Origin of the sequence: Lysobacter solisilvae (assembly GCF_016613535.2) — a bacterium.
GTDB lineage: Bacteria > Pseudomonadota > Gammaproteobacteria > Xanthomonadales > Xanthomonadaceae > Agrilutibacter > Agrilutibacter solisilvae.
The window spans coordinates 364,098-386,559 of the sequence record NZ_CP071518.1; the positions used below are offsets into that span (position 1 = coordinate 364,098).

General features: G+C 71.5%; 23 protein-coding genes. 10 read left to right on the top strand and 13 right to left on the bottom strand.

All coding sequences use genetic code 11. From position 1 onward, the window contains the following. Positions 1-41: 41 nt before the first annotated feature. Positions 42-713: a hypothetical protein gene (locus I8J32_RS01630; RefSeq protein ID WP_207526727.1), complete on the bottom strand. Its 672-nt coding sequence runs from the start codon at positions 711-713 to the stop codon at positions 42-44. A gap of 275 nt (positions 714-988) precedes the next feature. Here I8J32_RS01630 and I8J32_RS01635 point away from each other — a divergent pair, with 275 nt between their 5' ends. The 5 genes from I8J32_RS01635 (at position 989) to pdeM (ending at position 7,272) form a co-directional block, all read left to right on the top strand. After that, positions 989-1,309, top strand: a complete 321-nt coding sequence (locus I8J32_RS01635) for a hypothetical protein (RefSeq protein WP_245156386.1) — start codon at positions 989-991, stop codon at positions 1,307-1,309. A 195-nt stretch (positions 1,310-1,504) separates the two neighbouring features. Beyond that, positions 1,505-2,527, top strand: a complete 1,023-nt coding sequence (locus I8J32_RS01640; RefSeq protein WP_200614391.1) for a ligase-associated DNA damage response exonuclease — start codon at positions 1,505-1,507, stop codon at positions 2,525-2,527. Then, positions 2,527-4,125, top strand: a complete 1,599-nt coding sequence (locus I8J32_RS01645) for an ATP-dependent DNA ligase (RefSeq protein ID WP_200614393.1) — start codon at positions 2,527-2,529, stop codon at positions 4,123-4,125. The genes I8J32_RS01640 and I8J32_RS01645 overlap by 1 nt, the downstream gene beginning before the upstream one ends. Continuing rightward, entirely contained in the window at positions 4,122-6,644 is a 2,523-nt protein-coding gene (locus I8J32_RS01650; protein WP_200614394.1) for a ligase-associated DNA damage response DEXH box helicase, read from the top strand. Before I8J32_RS01645 ends, I8J32_RS01650 begins: the two co-directional genes overlap by 4 nt. Beyond that, positions 6,637-7,272 carry a ligase-associated DNA damage response endonuclease PdeM gene (gene pdeM, locus I8J32_RS01655; RefSeq protein WP_200614396.1) on the top strand — a complete coding sequence of 212 codons (636 nt, stop codon included), beginning with the start codon at positions 6,637-6,639 and terminating at the stop codon, positions 7,270-7,272. The genes I8J32_RS01650 and pdeM overlap by 8 nt, the downstream gene beginning before the upstream one ends. 56 nt (positions 7,273-7,328) lie before the next feature. Here the strand turns inward: pdeM and I8J32_RS01660 are convergent, their stop codons facing one another. Then, positions 7,329-7,658, bottom strand: coding sequence for a thioredoxin family protein (locus I8J32_RS01660; RefSeq protein ID WP_200614398.1), 330 nt, complete (start codon positions 7,656-7,658; stop codon positions 7,329-7,331). Between the two features lie 133 nt (positions 7,659-7,791). Here I8J32_RS01660 and I8J32_RS01665 point away from each other — a divergent pair, with 133 nt between their 5' ends. Both I8J32_RS01665 and I8J32_RS01670 read left to right on the top strand, forming a co-directional pair. Then, entirely contained in the window at positions 7,792-8,091 is a 300-nt protein-coding gene (locus tag I8J32_RS01665; RefSeq protein WP_200614400.1) for a hypothetical protein, read from the top strand. Between the two features lie 4 nt (positions 8,092-8,095). Further along, positions 8,096-8,317, top strand: a complete 222-nt coding sequence (locus I8J32_RS01670; protein ID WP_200614401.1) for a hypothetical protein — start codon at positions 8,096-8,098, stop codon at positions 8,315-8,317. A 40-nt stretch (positions 8,318-8,357) separates the two neighbouring features. Here I8J32_RS01670 and I8J32_RS01675 read toward each other — a convergent pair whose 3' ends face one another. From I8J32_RS01675 to I8J32_RS01700, 6 genes are all read right to left on the bottom strand, one after another. Then, complete coding sequence (locus I8J32_RS01675; RefSeq protein ID WP_200614403.1) at positions 8,358-9,770, bottom strand: EAL domain-containing protein; 1,413 nt, start codon at positions 9,768-9,770, stop codon at positions 8,358-8,360. After that, positions 9,716-9,994 carry a hypothetical protein gene (locus I8J32_RS01680; protein WP_200614405.1) on the bottom strand — a complete coding sequence of 93 codons (279 nt, stop codon included), beginning with the start codon at positions 9,992-9,994 and terminating at the stop codon, positions 9,716-9,718. The genes I8J32_RS01675 and I8J32_RS01680 overlap by 55 nt, the downstream gene beginning before the upstream one ends. Positions 9,995-10,110: 116 nt before the next feature. Further along, positions 10,111-10,260 (bottom strand): hypothetical protein, encoded by a 150-nt coding sequence (locus I8J32_RS01685; protein WP_200614406.1) that lies wholly within the window; start codon positions 10,258-10,260, stop codon positions 10,111-10,113. 307 nt (positions 10,261-10,567) lie between these two features. Continuing rightward, positions 10,568-11,629, bottom strand: a complete 1,062-nt coding sequence (locus I8J32_RS01690) for a hypothetical protein (protein WP_200614408.1) — start codon at positions 11,627-11,629, stop codon at positions 10,568-10,570. A 38-nt stretch (positions 11,630-11,667) separates the two neighbouring features. Then, positions 11,668-12,375, bottom strand: coding sequence for a helix-turn-helix domain-containing protein (locus I8J32_RS01695; RefSeq protein ID WP_200614410.1), 708 nt, complete (start codon positions 12,373-12,375; stop codon positions 11,668-11,670). 67 nt (positions 12,376-12,442) lie between these two features. Continuing rightward, the gene (locus I8J32_RS01700) at positions 12,443-12,910 is read right to left on the bottom strand and encodes an FUSC family protein (protein ID WP_200614411.1); all 468 of its coding nucleotides are present in this window, start codon (positions 12,908-12,910) and stop codon (positions 12,443-12,445) included. A 132-nt stretch (positions 12,911-13,042) separates the two neighbouring features. Between I8J32_RS01700 and I8J32_RS01705 the strand changes: the two genes are divergently transcribed. Then, the gene (locus I8J32_RS01705; RefSeq protein ID WP_200614413.1) at positions 13,043-13,546 is read left to right on the top strand and encodes a hypothetical protein; all 504 of its coding nucleotides are present in this window, start codon (positions 13,043-13,045) and stop codon (positions 13,544-13,546) included. Between the two features lie 456 nt (positions 13,547-14,002). On the opposite strand, the gene I8J32_RS01710 is transcribed toward I8J32_RS01705, so the two are convergent. Then, a complete protein-coding gene (locus tag I8J32_RS01710; RefSeq protein WP_207526728.1) occupies positions 14,003-16,219 on the bottom strand; it encodes an NEW3 domain-containing protein in 2,217 nt (738 codons plus the stop codon). A 545-nt stretch (positions 16,220-16,764) separates the two neighbouring features. On the opposite strand from I8J32_RS01710, the gene I8J32_RS01715 reads away from it, so the two are divergent. Beyond that, the gene (locus tag I8J32_RS01715) at positions 16,765-17,646 is read left to right on the top strand and encodes an ABC transporter ATP-binding protein (RefSeq protein WP_200615569.1); all 882 of its coding nucleotides are present in this window, start codon (positions 16,765-16,767) and stop codon (positions 17,644-17,646) included. Then, a complete protein-coding gene (locus tag I8J32_RS01720; RefSeq protein ID WP_200615568.1) occupies positions 17,643-19,310 on the top strand; it encodes an ABC transporter permease in 1,668 nt (555 codons plus the stop codon). Before I8J32_RS01715 ends, I8J32_RS01720 begins: the two co-directional genes overlap by 4 nt. Positions 19,311-19,341: 31 nt before the next feature. On the opposite strand, the gene I8J32_RS01725 is transcribed toward I8J32_RS01720, so the two are convergent. The 4 genes from I8J32_RS01725 to I8J32_RS01740 form a co-directional block, all read right to left on the bottom strand. Beyond that, the gene (locus I8J32_RS01725; RefSeq protein WP_200615567.1) at positions 19,342-20,493 is read right to left on the bottom strand and encodes a serine hydrolase domain-containing protein; all 1,152 of its coding nucleotides are present in this window, start codon (positions 20,491-20,493) and stop codon (positions 19,342-19,344) included. Positions 20,494-20,574: 81 nt separating this feature from the next. Next, positions 20,575-21,228 (bottom strand): glutathione S-transferase family protein, encoded by a 654-nt coding sequence (locus I8J32_RS01730; RefSeq protein WP_200615566.1) that lies wholly within the window; start codon positions 21,226-21,228, stop codon positions 20,575-20,577. A gap of 200 nt (positions 21,229-21,428) precedes the next feature. Continuing rightward, the gene (locus I8J32_RS01735; RefSeq protein WP_200615565.1) at positions 21,429-21,821 is read right to left on the bottom strand and encodes a DUF3574 domain-containing protein; all 393 of its coding nucleotides are present in this window, start codon (positions 21,819-21,821) and stop codon (positions 21,429-21,431) included. A gap of 70 nt (positions 21,822-21,891) precedes the next feature. Then, the gene (locus I8J32_RS01740) at positions 21,892-22,263 is read right to left on the bottom strand and encodes a hypothetical protein (protein ID WP_207526729.1); all 372 of its coding nucleotides are present in this window, start codon (positions 22,261-22,263) and stop codon (positions 21,892-21,894) included. Positions 22,264-22,462 lie beyond the last annotated feature (199 nt).

Below are 22,462 nucleotides of genomic sequence, written 5' to 3' on the forward strand. Positions count from 1 at the left end.
CGACCACCTTACCGCGCCCCGGGGCTTGCGTGCCGCCTGGCCTATTCCTCGGTCAGCATCGAACAGATGCCGCCGATGCAGGCGCCGCTCTGCATGTCCAGCAGCGGGGAATGGCCCTCGCTGCCGTGGGGATAGGGCGCGCCGGGCTGGATCAGGAACAGCACGGCGTCGGCCCCGCTCAGGCCGTCGGGAATCTCGAAATCGCGGGTGATCACGTAGGCCTTCATGTAGCGGGTGCGCTCGTCGAATACCGCGCCGGCCTGCCCGTTGCGCGACTTCCAGGCGGCCAGGTCGCTGGACGTGGCCAGGCGCAGCGTGCCGGCCCGCAACGCCTCCACCACGGCTTTCTGCGGCGAGGGCCGGACGGCGGCCCTAGGGGCCGTGACGGCCGGGCTGGCGGCACTGTCCGGCCGCTGGCGCACCACCCGGTAGGGTTCCGGTCGCGGCGGCGGGATGACCTGGATGACCGTCATCGGCGCCGCCGGTTCGACCGGGGCAGGCGCCGGCTCGGGCACCTCCACCGCCGGGCTGGTGGCGACGGACGCCGGGGGCGACGACGGCGACGGCGCCATCGGGGCGGGAAGCGCGACCGGGGAGCCCGCGACGGGTGCGTCCGGGGCCGCCCAGCCGCGCAGCGTAGCCACCGCGCGGGCGAGCTCGTCCGGGAATGCGTGGGCCAGCGCCGCGGCGACGCCCACGCCCGCGGCGAGCATCAGCCAGCGCGAGGGCCGCCGCCTGTGCGATGCCGATATCACGGCCTCGGCGCTGGTGGCACGGGGTCGGTGGCGCGGGGTGTACGACACGAGGCAGGGTCCAGGAGCGCGGGGGCGCCACGGCCCCGGGGGCGCACAGGATACCGGCGGGCCCAGCGCCGCCAGCGTGCGCGACGTGGCGACATGCGCCGCACGCCGGGGCTGCACAACGGCTTTCCGTGGGCCGCCCGCCTGTCACTCCGCGTGCTTCACGCCCGCGCCCCCATCCTCGCCACATGGACAATCCCGACCTCGTCGGCTGGCTCGCCTCCGCCATCCTGATCGCCACCCTCGCCCGCCAGACCTGGCGCCAGTGGCGCGAGCCCGACCCGCGCGGCGTGTCGCACTGGCTGTTCGCCGGACAGATGGCGGCGTCGATCGGCTTCATCGCCTACAGCTGGCTGCTGCACAACTGGGTGTTCATCGTGACCAACACGCTGATCCTGATCACCGCCGCGATCGGCCAGTGGGTCTTCCTGCGGGCGCAGCGCCGCGTGGCCGCGAAGACCGGCCACACGCGCGGGCACGACCACCGGGCCGGCACGCCGCCCGCCTGATCGATGTCCGATCTCCGATGTCCGCTGCCACGCGCGCGCGCCGCGAACCTCGCCGCGGCCTTCGTTCGCCGGTCGTGACACGGCGGTCGTGACTCCCGATCGTGACTACCGATCGTGACTGCCCGATCGTGACTGCCCATCGTGGCCGCCCGATCATGACGTCCGCACCACCGCCGCCCCGCGACACTGCCCGGCATGTCAGCGTCCCTTGCGACCGCGCGCGGCGAACACTCCGACCTGGTCGTCCTGCGGCCCGAGGGCCTGTACTGCCCCGCCGGCGGTTTCCACATCGATCCCTGGAGGCCCGTGCCGCGCGCGGTGATCACGCACGGCCACGGCGACCACGCGCGCACGGGCATGGGCGAGTACCACGCCGCGGCCGCAGGCATCCCCATCCTGCAGTGGCGGCTGGGCGAACAACGGCTGCACGCGCACGACTACGGTGAAGCCTTCACCCTGGGTGCCGCGCGCGTGTCGCTGCACCCTGCCGGGCACGTGCTCGGCTCGGCCCAAGTGCGCATCGAAGTCGATGGCGAAGTGTGGGTGGCCTCGGGCGACTACAAGCGGCAGCACGACCCGACCTGCGCGCCCTTCGAAGTCGTGCGCTGCGACACCTTCATCACCGAGGCGACGTTCGGACTGCCGGTGTACCGATGGCCGGACACGGGCGAGGTCGCGCGCGAGATCGTGGCGTGGCGGCAGGAGTGCGCCGAGCGCGGCGAGGCGGCGGTGCTGCTGTGTTACGCGCTGGGCAAGGCGCAGCGCTTGCTGGCCGAACTGGCCCGCCATACCGACCGACCGGCCTACCTGCACGGCGCGGTCGCCGCCGGCGTGGAGGTCTATCGGCGATGCGCGGTGCCCATGCTGGACACGCGCACCGTCGCCGACGAGGCCAAGGGCGCGGACTTCGCCGGCGAACTGGTCCTGGCTCCACCGTCAGCCGCCGGCAGCCCGTGGATGCGGCGTTTCCGCCGCGCGCAGACCGGCTTCGCTTCCGGCTGGATGCGCATCCGCGGCAATCGCCGGCGCCGCAACCACGACCGCGGCTTCGTGGTCTCCGACCACGCCGACTGGCCCGACCTGCTGCGCACGGTCCGCGAAACCGGCGCCCGCCGCGTCATCGCCACGCATGGCAACACCGATGCCATCGTCCGCGCACTCAATGAGGAAGGCATCGCCACCGGCGTGTTCGCCACGCATTACGGGGCCGAGGACTGATGCGCCGCTTCGCCGACCTCTACCGGCGACTGGATCGCAGCACCGCCACCCTCGACAAGCGTGCCGCGCTGGTGGAGTACTTCCGCGACGCGCCACCGCGCGACGCGGCCTGGGCCCTGTGGCTGCTCGCCGGCGGCAAGATCGGCGGCGCCCGCGCGAAGATCGCCGGCACGCAGGAACTGCGCGACTGGGTCGCGCAGGCCAGCCACACGGCGCCATGGCTGGTGGAGGAGAGCTACCACCACGTCGGCGACCTGGCCGAAACCCTGAGCCTGCTGCTCGACGATCCCGCGCAGACCGACGAAGCGCCACTGCACGTGTGGATCGAGGACCGGCTGCTGGCCGTGGCCGGCGCCGACGCGGACACGCGTCGCGAAGTGGTGACCGGCGCCTGGGCCCGCCTGGCCTTCGACGAACGGCTGGCCTTCAACAAGCTGCTTACCGGCGCGCTGCGCGTGGGCGTGTCGCAACGGCTGGTGCAGCAGGCGCTGGCGGAGCTGAGCGGCGTCGACATCGCGCGCATCGCCCAGCGCATGCTCGGCGTGTGGACGCCTTCGCCGCAGTTCCTGCGCGACCTGCTGTCGCCGGAGGAACTGCCGGGCGACCGCGCGCAGCCCTATCCCTTCTTCCTCGCCTCGCCGATCGACGTCGATCCGGCGACGCTCGGCCCGGTGGAGGACTGGCTGCTGGAGTGGAAGTGGGACGGGATCCGGGTGCAGCTGATCCGGCGCGGCGCCGACATCGCGCTGTGGTCGCGTGGCGAGGAGCGCCTGGACGGGCGCTTCCCCGAGATCGAACACGCGCTGGCGTCGCTGCCGGCCGATGCGGTGATCGATGGCGAACTGCTGGGCTGGCGCGAGGGTGACGCGCCGCTGCCGTTCACCGCACTGCAGACCCGCATCCAGCGCCGGCGCCCGGGTCCGAAAGTGCTCGCCGATACGCCGGCGCGCGTGCTCGCCTACGACCTGCTCGAACTGGACGGCGTCGACCTGCGCGAGGCGCCGCTGGAAACGCGCCGGGCCCGGCTGGAAGACCTGCTGGCCGCCCACGGCGACCCGCGGCTGGTGACGTCGCCGCGCGTGCGCGTGCCCGACTGGGACAGCGCCGGAGTGCTGCGCGGGCAGGCGCGCGAACGGGGCGTGGAAGGCCTGATGCTCAAGCGCCTGTCGTCCGGCTACCAGGCCGGGCGACGCCGCGGCGACTGGTGGAAATGGAAGATCGATCCGCTCACCGTCGACGCGGTGCTGATCTACGCGCAGGCCGGGCATGGCCGCCGCAGCGCGCTCTACACCGACTACACCTTCGGCCTGTGGGACGCCGACGCGCTGGTGCCCGTGGCCAAGGCCTATTCGGGCCTGGACGACAAGGAGATCCTGCAGCTGGACCGCTGGATCCGCGCGCACACCATCGAACGCTTCGGGCCGGTGCGCTCGGTCGAACCGCTGCACGTGTTCGAGCTCGGCTTCGAGGCGGTCAACCGCTCGGGCCGGCATCGGTCCGGGATCGCCGTGCGCTTCCCGCGCATCCTGCGCTGGCGTCACGACAAGCCCGCGCGCGAGGCCGACCGCCTCGACACCCTGCGGGCGCTGGCGCGATGAACGCCGTGCCGCGCGACGCCGCCGCCGGCCGCGTCCGCCGTCCCGATGTGTCACCCCGGGTGCTGGCGCCACTGAAGGACTGGTTCGCCACGCGCGGCTGGCGGCCGCTGCCCTTCCAGCGGGAAGTGTGGGCGCGCTGGCTGGCGGGTGAATCGGGCCTGCTGCACACCCCCACCGGCAGCGGCAAGACCCTGGCGGCCTTCGGCGGCGCGCTGCTGGAAGCCCTGCGCGATCGCCCGGACAGCGCGCCGCCGGCGCCGGGCAAACGCCCGCGGCGCGCACCGGCCCGTCCGCTCACGCTGCTGTGGATCACGCCGCTGCGTGCGCTGGCCGCCGATACGCTGCGCGCCCTGCGCGAGCCGGTCGACGCGCTGGGACTGGACTGGCAGGTCGGCCTGCGCACCGGCGATGCCAGCGCACGCGACAAGCGCCTGGCGCGCGCCGGACGCCTCGACGTGCTGGTCACCACGCCCGAGTCGCTGGCGCTGCTGTTGTCCTATCCCGACACCGCCGCGCAGCTGGGCGCGCTGCGCGGCGTGGTCGTCGACGAGTGGCACGAACTGCTCGGCAACAAGCGCGGGGTACTGCTGCAACTGGGGCTGGCCCGCCTGCGCGCGCTGGCGCCGGCGCTGCGGGTGTGGGGCCTGTCGGCGACGCTGGGCAACCTGGACGAAGCCCGCGACGCCCTGCTGCCGCACGCGCCGCAGGCCGCGCTCGTGTCGGGCCTGCCGCCGCGCGCACTGACGCTGGAAACCCTGCTGCCGGAGGCCGGCGAGCGCTTTCCGTGGGCGGGCCACCTGGGGCTGGTGCAGCTCGAACGCGTCGTCGCCCGCCTGCTGTCGACGGGCACCAGCCTGTTGTTCTGCAACACGCGTTCGCAGGCCGAACTGTGGCACCGCGCGCTGGCGGCGGTGTGGCCGGAAGACGAAGGCACGCTCGCACTGCACCACGGTTCGCTCGACCCGCGCCTGCGCGCCGCCGCCGAGCAGGGCCTGCGCGAAGGCAGCGTGCGCTGCGTGGTGGCCACCTCCAGCCTCGACTTGGGCGTGGATTTCCCGGCCGTCGACCAAGTGCTGCAGGTCGGCAGTCCCAAGGGCATGGCGCGCCTGCTGCAGCGGGCCGGGCGCGCGCGCCATCGGCCGGGCGAGGCCGCCCACGTGGTGTGCGTGCCCACGCACGCGCTCGAGCTGGTGGAGTACGCCGCCGCGCGCGAGGCCCTGGCGCACGGCCGCATCGAACCGCGTCCGCCGCCGCGCCTGTCGCTGGACGTGCTGGCGCAGCACTGCGTCACCCTGGCGCTGGGCGGCGGCTTCCGCGCCCCGGCGCTGCTGCGCGAGGTCCGCGGCACGCACGCGTTCGCCGCGCTCGACGACGCTGCCTGGCAGGGCGTGCTGGATTTCATCGTCCAGGGCGGACGCGCGCTGTCGAACTACCCCGACTACCGGCGCGTGACCGTCGACGATGACGGCGTGTACCGCGTCGAGGACCGCAAGGTCGCCTACCGGCATCGGCTGTCGATCGGCACCATCACCAGCGACGGCAGCGTCGCGGTGAAATTCCTGCGCGGCGGCGGGCTGGGCAGCGTCGAGGAGGGCTTCATCGGGCGGCTGCGTCCGGGCGACCGCTTCCAGTTCGCCGGCCGCACGCTGGAGCTGGTGCGGCTGCACGAGATGACCGCGCACGTCCGACTGGCCAGGCGCGCCGATGGCATGGTGCCCAAGTGGCAGGGCGGCCGGCTGCCGCTGTCGGGCGAACTGGGACGCGAAGTCGAACGCGTGTTCGCCGGCCCGCGGGACGCACCGGAACTGCGCGCGATCGAACCCCTGCTGGCGCTGCAGCAGCGCCTGTCGGCGCTGCCCGGGCCGGACCATCTGCTCGCCGAATGGGTGCGCGCCCGCGACGGCCGCCACCTGTTCCTCTATCCCTTCGCCGGGCGCGCCGTGCACGAGGGGCTGGCTTCCCTGCTCGCACTGCGCTGGGGCCGCATCACGCCGAACACGTTTTCCTTCTCCGCGAACGACTACGGCCTGGTCTTGTCCGGCCAGGCCGATGCCACGATCGACGCCGGCATCCTGCACGCGCTGCTGTCGCCCGCGGACCTGGTCGACGACCTGCACGCCAGCCTCAACCTGGCCGAACTGGCGCGCCGGCAGTTCCGCGAGATCGCACGCGTGGCCGGACTGCTGCCGCCGTCGCTGCCCGGGCGCGCGCCGCGTTCCCTGCGCCAGCTGCAGGCCTCCAGCGGGCTGCTCTTCGATGTGCTCACCCGCTACGACCCGGACCACCTGCTGCTCGCGCAGGCCCGGCGCGAAGTGTTCGCCCAGCAGCTGGAGGTCGTGCGCCTGGCCGCCGTGCTCGCCGATTGCGCGCAGCGCCCGCTGACGTTGCGGCAGCCGCGCTCGCTCACGCCCCTGTCCTTCCCGCTGTGGGCGGAGAGCCAGCGCGGCCACCTCAGCACGGAGGACTGGAAAGTGCGCGTGGCCCGCGCCGCCGCGCAGCTGGACAGGCGCCATGGCTGAGCGAATGGACATCGTGCTGGGGGGCGAGCCGATGCAGCTGCTGGGCGATCGCGCGCTGTACTGGCCCGCGCGCCGGCGTGTATTCGTCTCCGACGTGCACCTGGGCAAGGCCGACATCTTCCGCCGCGCCGGCATCGCGCTGCCCAGCGGCGGCACCCGCCACGACCTGGAGCGGCTGGCCGCGATCGTGGCGGACACGCAGGCGCTCAGCGTCTGCGTGCTCGGCGACCTGCTGCACGGACGCGCCGACGATCGCCGCTGGCGCGAGGGCTGGGAGGCCTTCCGCGCCGCCCATGCGGCGACGGCCTTCGAGGTGCTGGCGGGCAACCACGACCGGGCGCTGCGCACGGCGGGCCTGGACCTCACCCTGCTCGGCGACACGGCGGAGGAAGGGCCCTTCAGCCTGCGTCACCAGCCCGACGACGCCGCGCCGGGCTACGTGCTGTGCGGCCACGTGCATCCCCGCGTGGCCGCACCCGGCCTGCCCGGCCGCTGGCCGGCCTTCTGGCTGCGCGCACGCGGCTGCGTGCTGCCGGCCTTCTCGGCGTTCACCGGCGGACGCGAACCGGAGCTGGCAGGCGGCGACCGGCTCGTCGCGTGTGTGCAGGGGCTGTTGCTGGCCTTGTGAGCGTCGGGGCCCACGGCGTGCTGCCACCGCGGCATCCGCGGCGCCCAGCGGCGTAACTACACCGGCCGCGCGGCCCCCAGCAGTTGCGCCAGGTCTTCCTCGCCCTCGGGCCGCACGACGCGGCCCAGTTCCTCGCCGTCGCGCATCAGCACCAGGCTGGGCCACAGCTTGATGCGGAAGGAACGGCCCAGCGGCCGGCCGCTGCCGTCCTCGATCTTCAGGTGGGCCACGTCCGGATGGGCCTGCAAGGCGCGCTCGATGAGCGGCTGGGCGGAGGTGCAGTAGCCGCACCACGGGGCGCCGAACTCGACGAGGGTGTAGCCCGGCCGTGCGTCCAGGTCGGCGCGCGCGGGTTCGGTCGGGGCGTAGTCGCGGGTGTAGGCCATGGTCGTTCCTCGGGATGAGGCACCCTAGCGCGGCCGCCGTGATGGGCTCGCCGAGCCTGGCCGGAGTCCCGGGCATCACACCGTTTATACCGGCAAGGCCGGAGCTTGGCCCGCAATACGAGGGAGACAAGCGATGGCCGAGACACGCACCCTGGACCCGGATGCCCTGCATGCCCGCCTGGAACAGTTCGAACAGGAGCTGCCAGGCCTGCACGCACGGCATCCCGGCACGTTCGCGTTCGCCAACATCTGGGCCGAACGCTACGAAGCGATCCTCGCCCAGACGCCCGAGCACCTGAAGCCCTCCATCGAGCGGCGCCTGGAACGCATCGGCATTCGCTGGGGCGTCATGCCCGGAGTACGCGTGACCCGGCAGATGCCGTCCATGCCATCGGTGTTTCTTCGGCGACGCTCGCCGTTCGCCATCGGGTGAGGCCATGACCACCACCTCGCAATTGACCATGCTCACGCCGGACGAACTGTCCTGCCTGCGCGAGTGCGCGCAGGGCCGCAGCATTCCCGAAGACGCGCAGCTGCTCGCCGCGCTCGCGGCCAAGGGCATGCTGTACGACCACGAAGGCCGCTATACCCTCACCCCCGCCGCGCAGCACGTGCTGCATGCCGGCGAGCCGGGCACGGTGCCGGGCATCGACAACTGAGCCTCGCGGCGGGGCCGCATGCCGCCGGTCCGTCCCGCCATCAGGCCTCGTCGCGCAACTCGCCGAGCACCGAAGGCGCCCGCTCGCACGCCGCGGCGCGAGGCGTCTGGGCGTGCACCAGGGCCAGGAAGTCGTCGCCGCTCATGGGCTGCGCGAAGAAGTAGCCCTGGCCGTACTCGACCCCCCAGGACCGCAGCACCTGCACCTGGCTGCCGCGCTCGATGCCCTCGGCGACCATCCCCAGCGACATCCCGTGCGCCATTTCCACGATGTGCGCGGCGATGTGGTTGGTGGCCGCGACGGCATCGATCGAGTCGACGAAGGCCTTGTCGATCTTGATGGTGTCGACATCCAGCCGGACCAGGTCCGACAGGCTGGAGTAGCCGGTGCCGAAGTCGTCGATCGAGACCCGGAAGCCCTGCCCGCGCAGGCGGTTGACCACCACGCGCGCGTGGCCGATATCGGCGAAGCCGCGTTCGGTGATCTCCAGCACGACCTGCGAGGCACTGGCGCCGCTGCGCGCCAGCAGCGTGTGCAGCCGCTGCTCGGTGTCGTCGGAATGGAAGTCCCCCGGTGAGAGGTTGAGCGACAGGTAGGGGGTGTCCTGGTGGCGGGCGAGCACCGCCAGGGTCTTCTCGACCATCCGGAACATCTCCGCAGTGACGAGCCCGATCAGACCGGCGCCCTCGGCGGCCCCGATGAAGCGGTCCGGCGCCACCAACTGGCCGTCGCTGCGTCGCCAGCGGATCAGCGCTTCGGCGCCCACCACCCGCTGGTCCGCCAGCCGCACGATGGGCTGGAACAGGGGGAAGAACTCCCGCCTGCGCAGCCCGGACCGGATGGCCGCCGGCAGCGACATCTGTGTCGCCGCCACCCGCCACAGCAGCCACGCCAGCAGAAACCCGCCGCCCATGCCGATGGGGGCCAGCAACCACGTCGCCGAGGCCAGTTCCTGCTGGTAGTCGGCCTCGTCCAGCGCCGCGACGGCGGCCAGGTCCATGGTGTCGGACCGCACCTGGGCGATCAGCCGGTCACCGATCAGCACGGTCCGGTGGCCGCCGGGTTTGAGTTCCTCGCGGCGGGGCATCCACCGGCGCTCGAAATGCCGGCGCGAGGACAGGACGCGCTGCCCCGCCAGGGAAATGATCGCCAGCGACACGTGCCGCGGAATCGTCGTATCCACCGGGAGCGCCTTGTGGACCACGGCGATGAATTTTCCGTTGCCGATGCCGATGAAGCGCTCTTCGGCGGCGAAGGGCAGCCGCAGGTTGAGCCACTGGTCGTAGCCGTTGCTGGTGACCAGGTCGGGCGGACCGATGCGCGCGGGCGTCTGGCCCGCCGACGAGCAGACGATCCGCCCGTCCTCGAGCACGCCCACCAGCTGGACGTAACTGTGGATCACATCGCTGCGCTGCAGGCGCTGCCGCTCCACCGGGCCGCAACGGGCCTCCACCCCTCCCGCTCCAGCGCGGTGAAGGCGTGCAGGATCTGGTCGCCGGTGTCCTCGCTGCGTCGAAGCACATCGGCGGCGTAGGACAACGCGCGCTGTTCCTGGCGGTGGCGCGCCTGCCCGCGGGCCAGGAACAGCGCCATCACCACGGGTATGAGCGCACCCGCCAGCACGGCCAGGAACATCCACGGCATCAGGTTGCGGCGGTTCAGCGCGTCTGCCTGCATACCTTTCCCCTCGGCAAGGGTTCCTGGCTCACTCCTTTTCCCGTCGGTCACAGCCGGCGGGGCGGGCGACACACACGCACACTCATCAAACGTGCAAGGTGGACTTCATGTGGCCATCATGGAATATCACGCACCGCGACCAGGCCCGTGGCCGGGCGATGCGTGAGCGAGCCCAGGCCGTGCGCGGACTGCCGCAGCTCGCTGCGCGCCGCCACTGGGCGGCCGCGCGCGGCCTGGTGCTGCTGCGTGTTCGAAGCCTGGTCCATGGACCGTGAATCGCAGGTCACGCCATGAGGATCCGTCGCGTCGGCCCAACACGCGATGCGTGATCCCGGCATGTGCAAAGCCGCCGGTCATCGGCGGCAGTGCGAAGGACAGCATCGGGCGGGTCATCGACATCCTCCTAGGCCAGGCAGGGACATCGTGGACCGCGGCTAGCGCACTGGCAACCGGCGCACCCGCGGACGCCGCGCGTCCGGTGGGTGAGGTGCGCCGTCGCACCGGGGCAGTCGTGCCCGGCAATCGTGCCCCGGCGATCGCGCCCGACGATCTGCCGCGGCGAGGAGCCGGCGGTCAGGCGCCGCCCGATCCGGCCATCTTCGCGACGCGGGCCTTCGAGTCGTCCAGCAGCGCGTCGCGCGCCGCGGCCTGCAGCCGCGCCAGCGGTGCCTGGTCGGGGGCCATGCCCAGTCGCGAGGTCAGCTCGCGCACCAGCCGCGCATTGGCGTAGGGATGCGGCGCGCCGGGATCGTCGCCTTGCGCGGTGATGAACCCCTGCAGGCGCTTGCGACCGAGCGCCTCGCCGGCGTAGACCAGCTCGACCAGCTTCGCGCGGTATTCCAGTTCCCAGTTCTCCAGCGACCCGAAGCGGCGCTTGTCGGCGAAGTGCTGCGCCTCGTGCGCCAGGAACACGACGCGAAACGCTTCGCTGTCCAGGCCTTCCTTGTACGAGGGCACGACGGCGAACACCGCCTCCTGCGTCGCCCAGCCACCGTTGGATCCGCGCTCGCAGCGGCCGTACGCGCTCCAGCCCAGGCTGGCGAAATCGTCGAGCAGCTGCGCGTTGACCGATTGCACGCCCTCGGGCAGCGCGACCGGATACTGGCGCGTGGTCTGCGTGCGCCACAGCATCAGCTCGCGCAGCGGCGCGGTGAGCCCGAGCAGCGCGTGGTAGCCGTGCGCCTGCAGCTGCGCCTGCAAGGGCGCTTCGAGTGCGTCAAAGTCCTTCGCCGTCCGGCCGTGTTCGCCCAGCAGCGTGCGCAGGCGCTCGAACAGGTCGGCTTCCAGCGCCGTGCGCCCGGCGGGCGCTGCCAGCGCGCGCCACCAGTACTGCTGGTAGGCGGCCAGGACGTCGCGGACGAAGGGGTCCTCGATGGCGGCGGACGGCGGCGGCGGCGAGCTGCGGTCGAACCGCTCGATCATGCAGGCGCGGTAGGCGGCGTCGGTGTCGTCGAAGGCCTCGACCGGCACCGCGCGCAACACGGCGAGGGCATTGCGGCTGTCGCCACGCAGGACGGCGCCGGTGGATTGCGAGATGGCCTGCCTGGCTTCGGGGGAGGATTCCTTCGCCGCAAGCGCGGGGCCGGCGAGCAACAACAAAGTCGAGAACGCGGCGGTCAGGAGCGGGTGCGGCATGGTCGTGGTTCCGGGCAGCCCGGTGCGGGCCGAGGGTACTAGCAGACCGCAGCGGCCGCGGGCGCGTCTTGAACGGATTTGATCTGCTGGCGCAGCGCCGCCGGCGGGAGGCCGGCGTAGCGGCGCGTCACCCGGGTGAAATGGCTCTGGTCGGAGAAGCCGCAGCGCAGCGCGATGTCGCTCAGCTCACCCTCCCCGTGCAGCAGCGACAGCGCCCGGCGCCAGCGCAGTTCGCGCCGCAGCAGTTGCGGCGACATGCCGTGCGATCGCGCCAGCGCGCGGCTGGCATGGGCCAGGGAGACGCCCAGTTGCCGGCACAGCGCGCCGATGGGCAGCTCGCTGTCGGCCAGCGCCTGCAGCAGTGCGGGCTGCCAGTCCGGCAACTCGACCGGCGTGCAGGGCATGGCCTGCGCGAGGAGTGCCGCGAGCGAGCAAGGCTCGCGCTGGAACATCGCGCGCGCCTCGTCCAAGTGCGGCACGCGCCAGGCGCGCAGGCCGTCGGGCGCCACGCCGTCCGGCAGCGGCATGTTGATCACCCGCGCGCCGCGGCGGCCGAAGCGGTTGCCGTGGGCGTGATAGGCCGGATGCAGCAGCAGGGTGCCCGGCGTGCACTCGAATGCGCCATCCACGCAGGCTTCCAGGTGCTGGCCGTCGATCACCAGCGCCGCGTAGCCGCGTCCGTGGCGATGCGTGGGCAGTACTGCTTCGCCATCGTGGCGGGTCTCGAACCAGCAGGGCGCGTCCATGCAGCCATCCTAGGGCCGGCGGGCACGCCTGCATGTCCCAAAGGTTGGCCGCAGCGGCCGGCGCGGGTTACTTGCCGTCGTCGGGCGGCCGCATCAACGGGACCAGGCTCACCAGGATGGCCATCGCGATGCCGAGCGCCGTTTCCAGCAGCCGGAAATACGCATAGGTCCACGGCTCGACCGCGTGTTCGAGCAGGATGATGCCGCAGACGTAACCGCTCACCTTGGCCGCGCCGCGCAGCTTCAACACGTGGCACAGGAACATGGCCGCCGCGATGCCGATCCCGATGGCCACCGGCCCGTGCGGGAAATAGCTCAGAAGGGCGCCCAGTGTCGCCCCGAGCACGGTGCCGACCATGCGCCACACGCCGAGCTGGCGGGTCTGCGCGGGCACCAGGTCGGTCACAATCACCGCCCCGACCAGGGCGTACATCGGGTGCTCCAGCCGCAGCCACTGCGCCAGCGCCACCGCCAGCGCCGCGGCGAGCGCGGCGCGCAGCGGCAGTTGCAGGTGGGGAAGGACGGAAGAAGCCATGCCACTCCTGCGTGCCACGCACGCCCGCTTGGGCCCGATTGTTCGGCCGCGCGGGCGCGGTGGCAAGTTTCCACGCCGTTCACGCCGCCGGTGCCACAAGAACTCCCTCGCCAACGGACGAACGGATCCCCCATGCGCCTGGTCCTGCTGCTGTTGCTGGTCGTGCTCGCCGGCTGCCGCACGGCCACGCCGCCGCCGGTGGCGCCCGAGCCGACGCCGGTGGTCGAACCGCCGCCGCCGCCCACGACCACGCGCGGCGAGTTCCTGATCGAGGCGGACAAGCTCGATACCTGGAACGCCATCGGCCAGATCGCCGTGCGCACGCCCGGCGTGGAATACGAGGGTCGCGCGCAGATGCTGGACCTGTACGTGCTGCGCTATCGCGGCGTCGGGTTCATGGTCCTCACCAAGGCCGTGCCGCATTCGGAAACGATCCCGCGCCTGACCACCAGAGTCACCGCCACCACGCGCGGCGGCCAGCCGATCGACGACGACGCCGTCGCGGAGCTGCTGGTCCTGTTCCAGCAGGCGCTGCCGGCCGAGATAGACAGCGTGCGCGCGCGGCAGGCGGCGGAGAAGGCGGAGAAGGCGGCCGCGGGGAAGAAAGTGAAGAAGAAGAAGAAGAAGAAGTCGTGACGGATCTGCCCCTCCCCCGCTTGGCGGGGTGGGGGTGGGGCGCAGGTCGCGACGTATTGCCCCCTTCCCCGCTTGGCGGGGGAGGGTTGGGGTGGGGGCGCAGGTCGCGGCGTATTGCCCCCTCCCCCGCTTGGCGGGGGAGGGTTGGGGTGGGGGCGCAGGTCGCGACGCATCCGTGCAAACAGGTGGGGCGAATTTGCGTTGAGGGTTCGACGAAAGGAAAAAGCTCTTGTCGGATTCGCCGCGATCGTCTGCCCCCATCCCAACCTTCCCCCGCATAGCGGGGGAAGGAGCCGTTTCGCGGCGACCTGCGGCCCCCATCCCAACCTTCCCCCGCAAGCGGGGGAAGGAGCTGATCCTCGGCGACCTGCTGCCCCCATCCCACCCGCAAGCGGGGGAAGGAGCCAAAAAAAAAGCCCCGGACAAGTCCGGGGCTCTTGAATCACATCGCTTGGATCAGCGCGCGACCGAGAAGCTCGTGGTCGCGTTGGCGGTCTGGGTGCCGCTGGTGGCTTTCGCGGTCACCTGGTGGGTGCCCAGCGAAGCCTTGCCCTTGGACGTCGCGAACGAGGCACGGGCGTAGCCGCTGGCATCGGTCGTGGCCGTCAGCACGGAGCTGCCGCCATTGGGCTTGACGATGGTGAAGCTCACCTGCGCGCCGGACACCGCGACGCCGTTGGCCAGCACGCGCGCCGTGATCGAGGCGACCTCACCCGGGAGGTAGACCGACTTGCTGGTGCTGACCGTCTCGGTGATCGGCGCCGGAGCCGGGGTCTGAGCGGCGGCCACCTGGTAGGTGCTGGAGGCGTTCTGCGTATGCACGCTGCCTGCCGCGCTGCTCGTGCCCACGCCGATGCCGTAGCTGCCGGCGGCGGCGGTGGCCGGCGAGGTCACCGCCAGGGTGACGGTGCTGCTGACACCCGGAGCGAGCGAGATCGAGGTGGTCGACAGCGTCCCGGTCCAGCCCGACGGCACGCTGCGGGCCAGGCTGAAGCTGGCATTGGCGCAGGCGCTGCTGTCGTTGTTCTTCAGGGTCACCGAGTAGGTGTTCTGCGTACCGGCGGCGACCGTGCCGGTGGGACCGGTCATCGTCAGGGTCGGCGCGGCGTGCGTGCACACCGGGGTCGGCTCCGGCGGCGTGGTGCCACCGGCCTGCATCTCGTAGGCGCCCACGTCATTGGCAGTGCCCGAGGGGCGCGGCGCGAGGACGAAGTCGGTGTTCATGCCGGTGATCATCGCCACCTTGTCCGCGACCGGGCTGCCGGTGAGCGGCTCGGCGTCGAACGCGGCCAGGGTCATGCCGGCCAGCTTGGGATCCTGCGTGCAGGTCGTGCCGGTCGGGCAGGTACGGACCTTCCAGCCCATGTTGCCGGTGAACGACTTGGCCGCCGGAGCGCTGCCGCCCGTCATCAGGGTCTGCGTCGTGGTGCTGGCGTAGTACGGGAAGCCGACGACCAGGTTGTTCTGGACGTAGATCTTGTCGGTGGTCGCGCCTTCGCCATAGGCGATCTGCGCATCGCCTTCGCCGGCGATGGTGTTGTGGCGCACCGTTGCGGTGTCGTTGCCGGTCAGGATCAGCAGCAGCGAGGAACCGTAGGCGCGGCACAGATCGGCCTCGGCCATGTTGTACTTGCCGCGGAAATAGGTGCAGTGACCGACCAGCACCGAGTTCTCGATCAGCGAGTTGCCCTTGATCTTGACCTGGTTGCCGGCGTTGGCGACCGAGTGGATGCGGCGCAGCGTGACGTTGGTGCCGTCGGCGCCGTCCATGTAGCGCAGGTCCAGGCCGTCGGAGGTGTTGTGGTGGATGAAGGCGTCTTCGATCAGCCACTGGCCGCCGGTGTCGACCGTGCCGAAGCCGTCGCCATAGCCGCCGGTGGACTGCGCCCAGCACGCCCAGACTTCACCCGTGGCGACTTTCTCGCCACAGCCGTTCCACGCGATCTCGATCTCGCGCATCACCATCGCGCCGGAGTTGTAGCCGCCCGTGCTGACGTTGCCGTCCCAGCCCGCGCTGCCGTTCTTGTTCATCTTGACGCGCTCGAGCGTCCAGTTGTTCAGGCCGCCGGCGTTGAAGGCGTTCTTGCCCATGCCGTGGATGTTGAGGTCGTGCAGGTACACGTTGCCCGAGGCAGCGGCGTACACGCCCACGCGCGCCCACGGCATCGTGCTGGTGCAGGTGGCGGCGGTATTGGAATGGTTGTAGACGCAGTCGCTGTTGTCGGTGATCTCGAGGTTGCCGATCTCGACGTTCGAGCTGCCGTCCAGGTTGATCACGCGATGCGTGCCGGCGACGCCGACCAGCTTGGTGCCGGCCTTGCCGAGGATGCGGGTCTTCGCGGTCGTGGTGCCGCTGGGGACCTTCTGCATGTAGCCGCCGCTGCCGATCTGGAAGCTGCCGGCGCCGATCATCAGGGTGTCGCCACCGACGATGCGCGCGGTGCCCGAATTGGGCAGGGCGATGTTGGGATTCTTCCACGCGCAGTTCTGCGCGGTGCCGCTGCCCGGATAGGCAGCATCGGCGCGACCGTTGCACTGCGTGGCGTCGCCGCCGTCGGTGCGCACGTAGAAGGTGGTCGCATGGGCAGAGCCGAACGCGAAGCCGACCGTCGGCAGCAGCAAGGAGAGGATGGCTTTGGGCAGCTTGCGGCTGCGGATCGAGACAACAGGCATGGATCGAGGGCTCCGGGAAAACTCGCGGGGGAATTTGCTCGGGCACTCCCTCAAGGCCGGGCGGAGCGGACTGTAGGAATGGGGGGACGGCGCTTTTGTGCGGGCAGCCACACTTCTGGCCGTCGGGCCCGTGGGCGGTCCCAAAGCGAGACGCAGTCGAAGGAAATGCGGCGTTTCTCGTTCAGGCCGCGCAGGTGAACGTGAAAAATGAACGGGGCGGGTGGCTCGACCGTAGCCCGGGTTGCGCAGCTTCCGGCCCGTTTTGGGGCGCAAATCGACGGTGAGGGGCGCAGGGGCGTGGAATCGGACGTGCCAGCTACCGCCCGATGGCCGTCCAGGGATTCCTCACACTGCCCCACTCTCCGGACGGCTGCACGAATGAGGTCGCGTCCGCCGCCCCCCACCAAGCGTCCAATGCCGCGATCCCCGCCCCGGCCCACCCGGCTGCCCGTTGGCCGGGCCGCCCCCCTGCCGCAAGTCCCGTGTTCTTTGGTGTGTTACTTCACTACACTACCAAGACAATCACCCTAGCAGGGACGAAGGACATGGTCGAACTGGCATTGGAATCAGTGGGTTACCGCTACCGGGGCGGCCACCAGGCCGTGACGGACGTGGGGCTGCGGCTGGGCCCCGGCATCGTGGGGCTGCTGGGCCCCAATGGCGCCGGCAAGTCCACGCTGATGCGCGTGCTGTCCACGCTGGCCCGCGCCACCGCCGGCCGGGTGCTCTGGCGGGGCGAGGACATCGCCCGCCGCCCCGACGCCCTGCGCGCCGAGCTGGGCTACCTGCCGCAGGACTTCGGCGTCTATGAAGCCCTGTCCGCCCGCGAATTCCTGGCCTTCCTGGCGGCCGTCAAGAGCCTGCCCGCGCGGGCCGTGGCCGGACGCGTCGAGGAATGCCTGGAGATGGTCGGCCTGCATGACGTCGCCGATCGCCGGCTGGGCGACTACTCCGGCGGCATGCGCCAGCGCGTGGGCATCGCGCAGGCGCTGCTGAACGACCCGAGCCTGCTGATCGTCGACGAACCCACGGTCGGCCTGGATCCGGAAGAACGGCTGCGCTTCCGCCACCTGCTGGCCGAGCTGGCGGGGCAGCGGCTGGTGATCCTGTCGACCCACATCGTGTCCGACATCGAAGCCAGCGCCGGCGAACTGGCGATCATGGCCGGCGGACAGCTGCGCTTCCACGGCACGCCCGAGGTGCTGATCGCGACGGCGCAGGGCCATGTCTGGGACTGGACGGTCCCGGCCGAACGCCTGGCCGACGTCCGCGCGCAGTTCCGCGTCAGCCGTGCGCAGCGACGCGCGCATGGCGTGGAAGTGCGCGTGGTCGGCGAGCGCGCGCCCTCGGCCGACGCCACCGCGGTCGCGCCCGACCTCGAGGACGCGTACCTGTGGCTGCTGCATCGCACCGGAGCCGACGCATGAACCTGCTGCGCGCGACAGGCGCGATCCTGCGCGCCGACCTGCTCCAGCGCCTGCGCTCGCCGCGTTACTGGCTGGTCATGTTCTCGCTGGGCGCCTTCATGTGGTGGTGCCTGCCGCCGGCCGATGCCGACTACATGACGGTGGTGATCGGCGACAGCGTGCGCGGGCGTTATTCGAGCGCGTGGGTCGGCATGGCCGTGGCCCTGGTGTACAGCCCGCTGCTCTCGCTCGCCGGCTTCTACCTGGTCCGCGGCACCCTCACGCGCGACATCGACACGCGCGCCTGGCAACTGCTGGTCACCACCACGATGAGCCGCCGCGCCTACCTGATCGCGAAATGGCTCAGCCACCTGGCGGTGTTCGCCGGCGTGTTGCTGGTCGGGCTGGTCTTCGCCCTGGCGCTGCAGGTGGTGCGCGGCGAAGACCGCCACATCGACCTGCTGGAACTGCTCAAGCCGGTGGTCCTGATCACCATGCCCGCGCTGGCGGTCACGGCCACGCTCGCGGTGTGGTTCGACCTGGTGCCGTGGCTGCGGCGCAGCGCGGGCAACGTCGTGTTCTTCTTCGTGTTCTTCGCCCTCGTGAGCGTGGGCACTTCTCAGGCCAACCGCACGCCGGATGCGACGCCGCCCTTCCCCGGCGACCTGCACGGCCTGGTGGACGTCGAATACGACATGAGCCACCGCTGGCCCGCGGCCAGCGCGGTGCTGGCCGAGGAAATGCGCGTGCGTGCCGCCGCAGAGGCGAAGGCGAAGGCGAAGGCCAAGGCGAGCGCGGAGAAACCAGAACCGGGCAGCCGCGCCGAGCCCGGCGGCGACGCCGCGAACATGGAAACGCCCGGACTGAGCATCGGCAAGCTTGAACTGGAAGGCCGCCGCCCGACGCTGGTCGACTGGCCGCGCTGGCAGGTCAGCGGCGAGATGCTGGTGGGTCGCGCCTTCTGGTTCGGCGGCGCCTTCCTGGTGCTGCTGCTCGCCACGCCCCTGCTCGACCGCTTCGCCTCGCGCACCAGCGCGGTGCGGACCTATCGCGGCGCGTCCCTGCGCTGGCTGGACTGGCTGCTGCGGCCGCTGCAGCACGGCAGCCGCGGCGCCCTGCTGGCGTCGGAACTGCGGCTGGTGCTGCGCTCGCGGCGCTGGTGGTGGTGGCTGGCGATGGCGATCGTCTCCATCGTGCAGCTGGCCGCGCCCAGGGAAGGCCTGGCCATCGCCATCCTGGTCGCCTGGATGCTGTCGCTGGACGTGTTCTCGCGGCTGGTCCTGCGCGAACACGACACCCGCACCGCGGCCCTGGTGTTCACCGCGCCGGGCATGCGCACCACGCTGCTGGTCACCCGCGTGGTGATGGCGATCGGACTGGCCTGGCTGGTCACCCTGCCCGCGCTGCTGCGCCTGTCCATGCAGGACCCGGTCGCCGCCGCGGCCACGGCCGTCGCCGGCGCCTCGCTGGCACTATGGGGACTGGCACTGGGCGCGCTGTTCCGCAACGCCCGCCCGTTCGAGCTGAGCATGCTCGCCGCCGGCTACATCAGCGTGCAGGGCGCGCTGGTGCTCAACACGCTGGTGGCGTCGCAGACGACGCTGGCCTGGCACGCGGCCTCGATACCGATGGCGCTGGCGTTGCTGGTGACGGCCTGGCGGCAAGGCCTGGCCGCGCGCGCCTGAAGGGCGGGCGCGGCCGTGGAGGTCGCGCCCGCTACTCGCGCACGCCGACGCACGCGAAGGCCAGCCGCTCGATCTCGTCGCGGGGCAGGTCGGCCGACTCGCTGTTGATCGCCAGTGCGATGGTGACGCCGGTGAGGGGGTAGTACGCGAGCCAGGTCGAGAACCCGGGCATGTCGCCGGAATGCCAGATGCGGTGCCCGAACGGCGAGGCGTTGATGAACACCCCCATTCCGTAGTCCGCGTCCAAGCCCTCCTGCCACGCCTGCGGCATGCCGAGTTTCGTCGTGCGGCCGTCGTCGAGGTGGCCGGGCGAAGTCATCGTGCGCAACAGCTCTTCGTGCAGGATGCGTCCACCGTGCAGCGCCTGCGTCCAGCGCGCCAGGTCGGCGAGCGTCGTGCGCAGGCCGCCGGCCGCACCCGGCACCGTGGGACTGAGCCAGCGCGCATTGGCGAATCCGCCGGGGGCCTGCTTGTCCCGGCGATACCCCTGCGTGCGCCCGGGAACCACCTGCGTGGGATCGTCGAAGGCGGTGTCGGTCATGCCCGCGGGCGCGAACAGGCGCCGGGCGAACACCGCCTGCAGCGGTTCGCCGCTGACCTGCTCCACCACCTTGCCCAGCAGCACGTAGTTGCTGTTGCTGTAACGCCAGGCGCTGCCGGGTTCGAAGGCCAAGGAAGGCTGGAGCCCCGCGATCCACTGCACCATCTCGTCGGGCGTGCGCGCGACCGCGCCGCTGGTGGCCTCGGCCGGATCCTCGGCATAGTCCGGCAGGCCGCTGGTCTGCAGCAGCAACTGCCGGATCGTCACCCGGCTGGCCTGCGGCAGCGTCGGGACGTACCGGTCCAGCCGGTCGTCCAGCCGCAGCTTGCCGTCCTGGACCATCAGCAACACCGCCGCGGCGGTGAACTGCTTGGTCACCGAGGCCAGGTTGAACACCGCCTGCGGCCTCATCGGGACGCGATGCTCCAGGTTGGCCAGACCGTAGCCACGCACGTAGTCCGGCTGGCCACGGCGATAAATGCCCACCAGCATCCCCGGGCTGCCCTGCTGCATCGTTTTCGCGGCCGCGGCGTCGATCGCTTCGTCCGCGTGCGGGCAGAGCAGGCCAGGCGCGGCGGCGCTGGCGAGTGCGGGCAGCCAGGCCAGTGCCAGCAGGACGCCGCGGGCGCGGGAGAGATTCATGTGCGGCTCCGGATGAAGGCCCGGGAATGGAAACACGGCGCCACGGGCCGCGTCTGCGGCGCCGGCGGGGCCCACCCTGAATCAGTAATCGTCCAGCCGCACCGGCGGCAGCGAGCGCGCCTGGTCCATCCATTCGCGCACGTGTCCGCGCGCCAGCAGCGCCTGCGTCCAGTGCGCGGTGCGCGGCCACTGCGTCAGGTCGGGCGCGTGCGCGAGCAGGCGCACGACGGTCGGTACGAAGCCGAGGTCGGCCAGCGACAGCGCGCCGGCGAGCCATGGGCCACCGCTGCGGGCCAGCGCCTGCTCCCAGGCCTCGAAGATGCGCGCGGCTTCGGCGTACTCGGCTTGCGTCATCGCGCCGCGGTCCGGGTAGAACGCGCTCTCGAACGACAGACGCGCACACAGGCCTGACAGGCCCGCGTGCTGCCAGGCCAGCAGCGCGCGCGCCTGGGCGCGCGGTCGCGCCTGCGTCGGCCACAGCGCGCCGCCGGCCAGGTCGTTGGCGTATTCCATGATCGCCAGCGAATCGAAGATCACCGCGTCGCCGTCAACCAGCACCGGCACCGCTCCGGGCGGGGAGAAGCGCTGGATCCGCGCCAGGTTGTCCAGCCGCTGCGGGCGGCGGATGTCCACGACTTTCTCGTCGAATTCGACACCGGCTTCCTTCAGCGCCAGCCAGGCGCGGAAGGCCCAGCTCGATGCGTTGCGCGTGCCGGTGTAGAGGATCCGGGTCATGGGAATTCCTGGGCGTCGGGGGATGCGAGATTGCCCGCCCATCGCCGCTTGGGAAAGCCCCGCTGCGTCGCCCAACGTTCGCGCGACTCGGAAACGGGACGGGAACGATGCGGGTTGAATGACGCGGGTCGAAGGCGCGGAACGAGTGGATGAATGAAAAGACGCTGATTGCGCGCGCCCAGCGATCGGGCGCCCGCGGACTACAGGCTCATGCAGGCCGGCGACCGGACCCGAAGCACCGCTTCCTGCTGGAACCGCCTCTTGTAGGCATCGACGATCTCCCCGATGGCCGTTTCGCTTCCCGCCCCCGGCGGATGGACCAGGCTGAGCACGTACGAGGGCTCGCGGACCAGGCTTCCCGCGTCCGACCGCCATTGCCCGGACGCCTGCCAGGTGGTCAGGCCCGCCGGAAAGCGCGGTGTCACGGTGTCGGCCAGGAAGTCCGTCCAGTCCTGCGGCGTGACCTGTCCCGCCGGCTTGTCGGCCCCGAAGTAGAGCAGTTCCTGCACGGCCCCGTGCTGGCCCGGCAGGCACGCGGACGGGCGCATCGACGCGCAGCCCGCGGTCGTGGCCACGACCAGGGCCACGGTCACCGCACGGCACGTTCTCAACGCCCGCACGCTCCCTCCCCTGCGCGATGCCTCGACGCGGTGCCGGCGCCCCTCACTCGGCATCGGCCGACATGCGCACGCCCTCGACGCTGTTCTCCACGACCGTGACGATGAAGTCGCGTTCGCCGCTGTGCTTCTTCACCAGCACATCCTCGCCGTCGTCGACTTCCACGTGGTAACGCTTGCCGACCTGCGCCCGCAGCGCGTCGCGCACGTCGCGGGCGACGCCGTTCTCGCTCCGTCCCTTGGTGACGGCCACGGTGGCGGTCAACGGCTCGCCCTCGGACGGCGCCAGCTGGAGGACGATGCGGCCGTCGGATTCGGCGTTGCCGCTGAACTGCAGGCGCCACTTGTTCTCCACGCCCGCGGCGCAGGCCAGCGATGCAGCGAGGAAGAGGCCGAGCCCGAAGAATGGCGTGCGCATGGGGCACCTCCGTCGATGGCATTCGCGAGCGCAATAGCGCTGCGCGGGTTAAGTGGTGGTGAACCCAGTTGCGCGGGACGCTTCGGGGCTAAGGAATCTGCTGGCAATCCGAGTTGTTCGCCGTGCGTCGCGCGCGGCTGCGCGTTCGCGGTCTGCGCGGGGTTTCCATTTCCCCTGGCGCGGTTCCGATGACTGATAG

What these genes read in the sequence shown, in the direction of transcription:
- I8J32_RS01725 (WP_200615567.1), bottom strand. Translation starts at nt 20,493, where the DNA reads ATGAATCTCTCCCGCGCCCGCGGCGTCCTGCTGGCACTGGCCTGGCTG.
- I8J32_RS01660 (WP_200614398.1), bottom strand. Translation starts at nt 7,658, where the DNA reads ATGGCCTACACCCGCGACTACGCCCCGACCGAACCCGCGCGCGCCGAC.
- I8J32_RS01705 (WP_200614413.1), top strand. Translation starts at nt 13,043, where the DNA reads ATGCGCCTGGTCCTGCTGCTGTTGCTGGTCGTGCTCGCCGGCTGCCGC.
- I8J32_RS01650 (WP_200614394.1), top strand. Translation starts at nt 4,122, where the DNA reads ATGAACGCCGTGCCGCGCGACGCCGCCGCCGGCCGCGTCCGCCGTCCC.
- I8J32_RS01740 (WP_207526729.1), bottom strand. Translation starts at nt 22,263, where the DNA reads ATGCGCACGCCATTCTTCGGGCTCGGCCTCTTCCTCGCTGCATCGCTG.
- I8J32_RS01710 (WP_207526728.1), bottom strand. Translation starts at nt 16,219, where the DNA reads ATGCCTGTTGTCTCGATCCGCAGCCGCAAGCTGCCCAAAGCCATCCTC.
- I8J32_RS01685 (WP_200614406.1), bottom strand. Translation starts at nt 10,260, where the DNA reads ATGGACCAGGCTTCGAACACGCAGCAGCACCAGGCCGCGCGCGGCCGC.
- I8J32_RS01720 (WP_200615568.1), top strand. Translation starts at nt 17,643, where the DNA reads ATGAACCTGCTGCGCGCGACAGGCGCGATCCTGCGCGCCGACCTGCTC.
- I8J32_RS01695 (WP_200614410.1), bottom strand. Translation starts at nt 12,375, where the DNA reads ATGGACGCGCCCTGCTGGTTCGAGACCCGCCACGATGGCGAAGCAGTA.
- I8J32_RS01715 (WP_200615569.1), top strand. Translation starts at nt 16,765, where the DNA reads ATGGTCGAACTGGCATTGGAATCAGTGGGTTACCGCTACCGGGGCGGC.
- I8J32_RS01635 (WP_245156386.1), top strand. Translation starts at nt 989, where the DNA reads ATGGACAATCCCGACCTCGTCGGCTGGCTCGCCTCCGCCATCCTGATC.
- I8J32_RS01730 (WP_200615566.1), bottom strand. Translation starts at nt 21,228, where the DNA reads ATGACCCGGATCCTCTACACCGGCACGCGCAACGCATCGAGCTGGGCC.
- I8J32_RS01670 (WP_200614401.1), top strand. Translation starts at nt 8,096, where the DNA reads ATGACCACCACCTCGCAATTGACCATGCTCACGCCGGACGAACTGTCC.
- I8J32_RS01680 (WP_200614405.1), bottom strand. Translation starts at nt 9,994, where the DNA reads ATGCAGGCAGACGCGCTGAACCGCCGCAACCTGATGCCGTGGATGTTC.
- I8J32_RS01640 (WP_200614391.1), top strand. Translation starts at nt 1,505, where the DNA reads ATGTCAGCGTCCCTTGCGACCGCGCGCGGCGAACACTCCGACCTGGTC.
- pdeM (WP_200614396.1), top strand. Translation starts at nt 6,637, where the DNA reads ATGGCTGAGCGAATGGACATCGTGCTGGGGGGCGAGCCGATGCAGCTG.
- I8J32_RS01665 (WP_200614400.1), top strand. Translation starts at nt 7,792, where the DNA reads ATGGCCGAGACACGCACCCTGGACCCGGATGCCCTGCATGCCCGCCTG.
- I8J32_RS01630 (WP_207526727.1), bottom strand. Translation starts at nt 713, where the DNA reads ATGCTCGCCGCGGGCGTGGGCGTCGCCGCGGCGCTGGCCCACGCATTC.
- I8J32_RS01645 (WP_200614393.1), top strand. Translation starts at nt 2,527, where the DNA reads ATGCGCCGCTTCGCCGACCTCTACCGGCGACTGGATCGCAGCACCGCC.
- I8J32_RS01700 (WP_200614411.1), bottom strand. Translation starts at nt 12,910, where the DNA reads ATGGCTTCTTCCGTCCTTCCCCACCTGCAACTGCCGCTGCGCGCCGCG.
- I8J32_RS01690 (WP_200614408.1), bottom strand. Translation starts at nt 11,629, where the DNA reads ATGCCGCACCCGCTCCTGACCGCCGCGTTCTCGACTTTGTTGTTGCTC.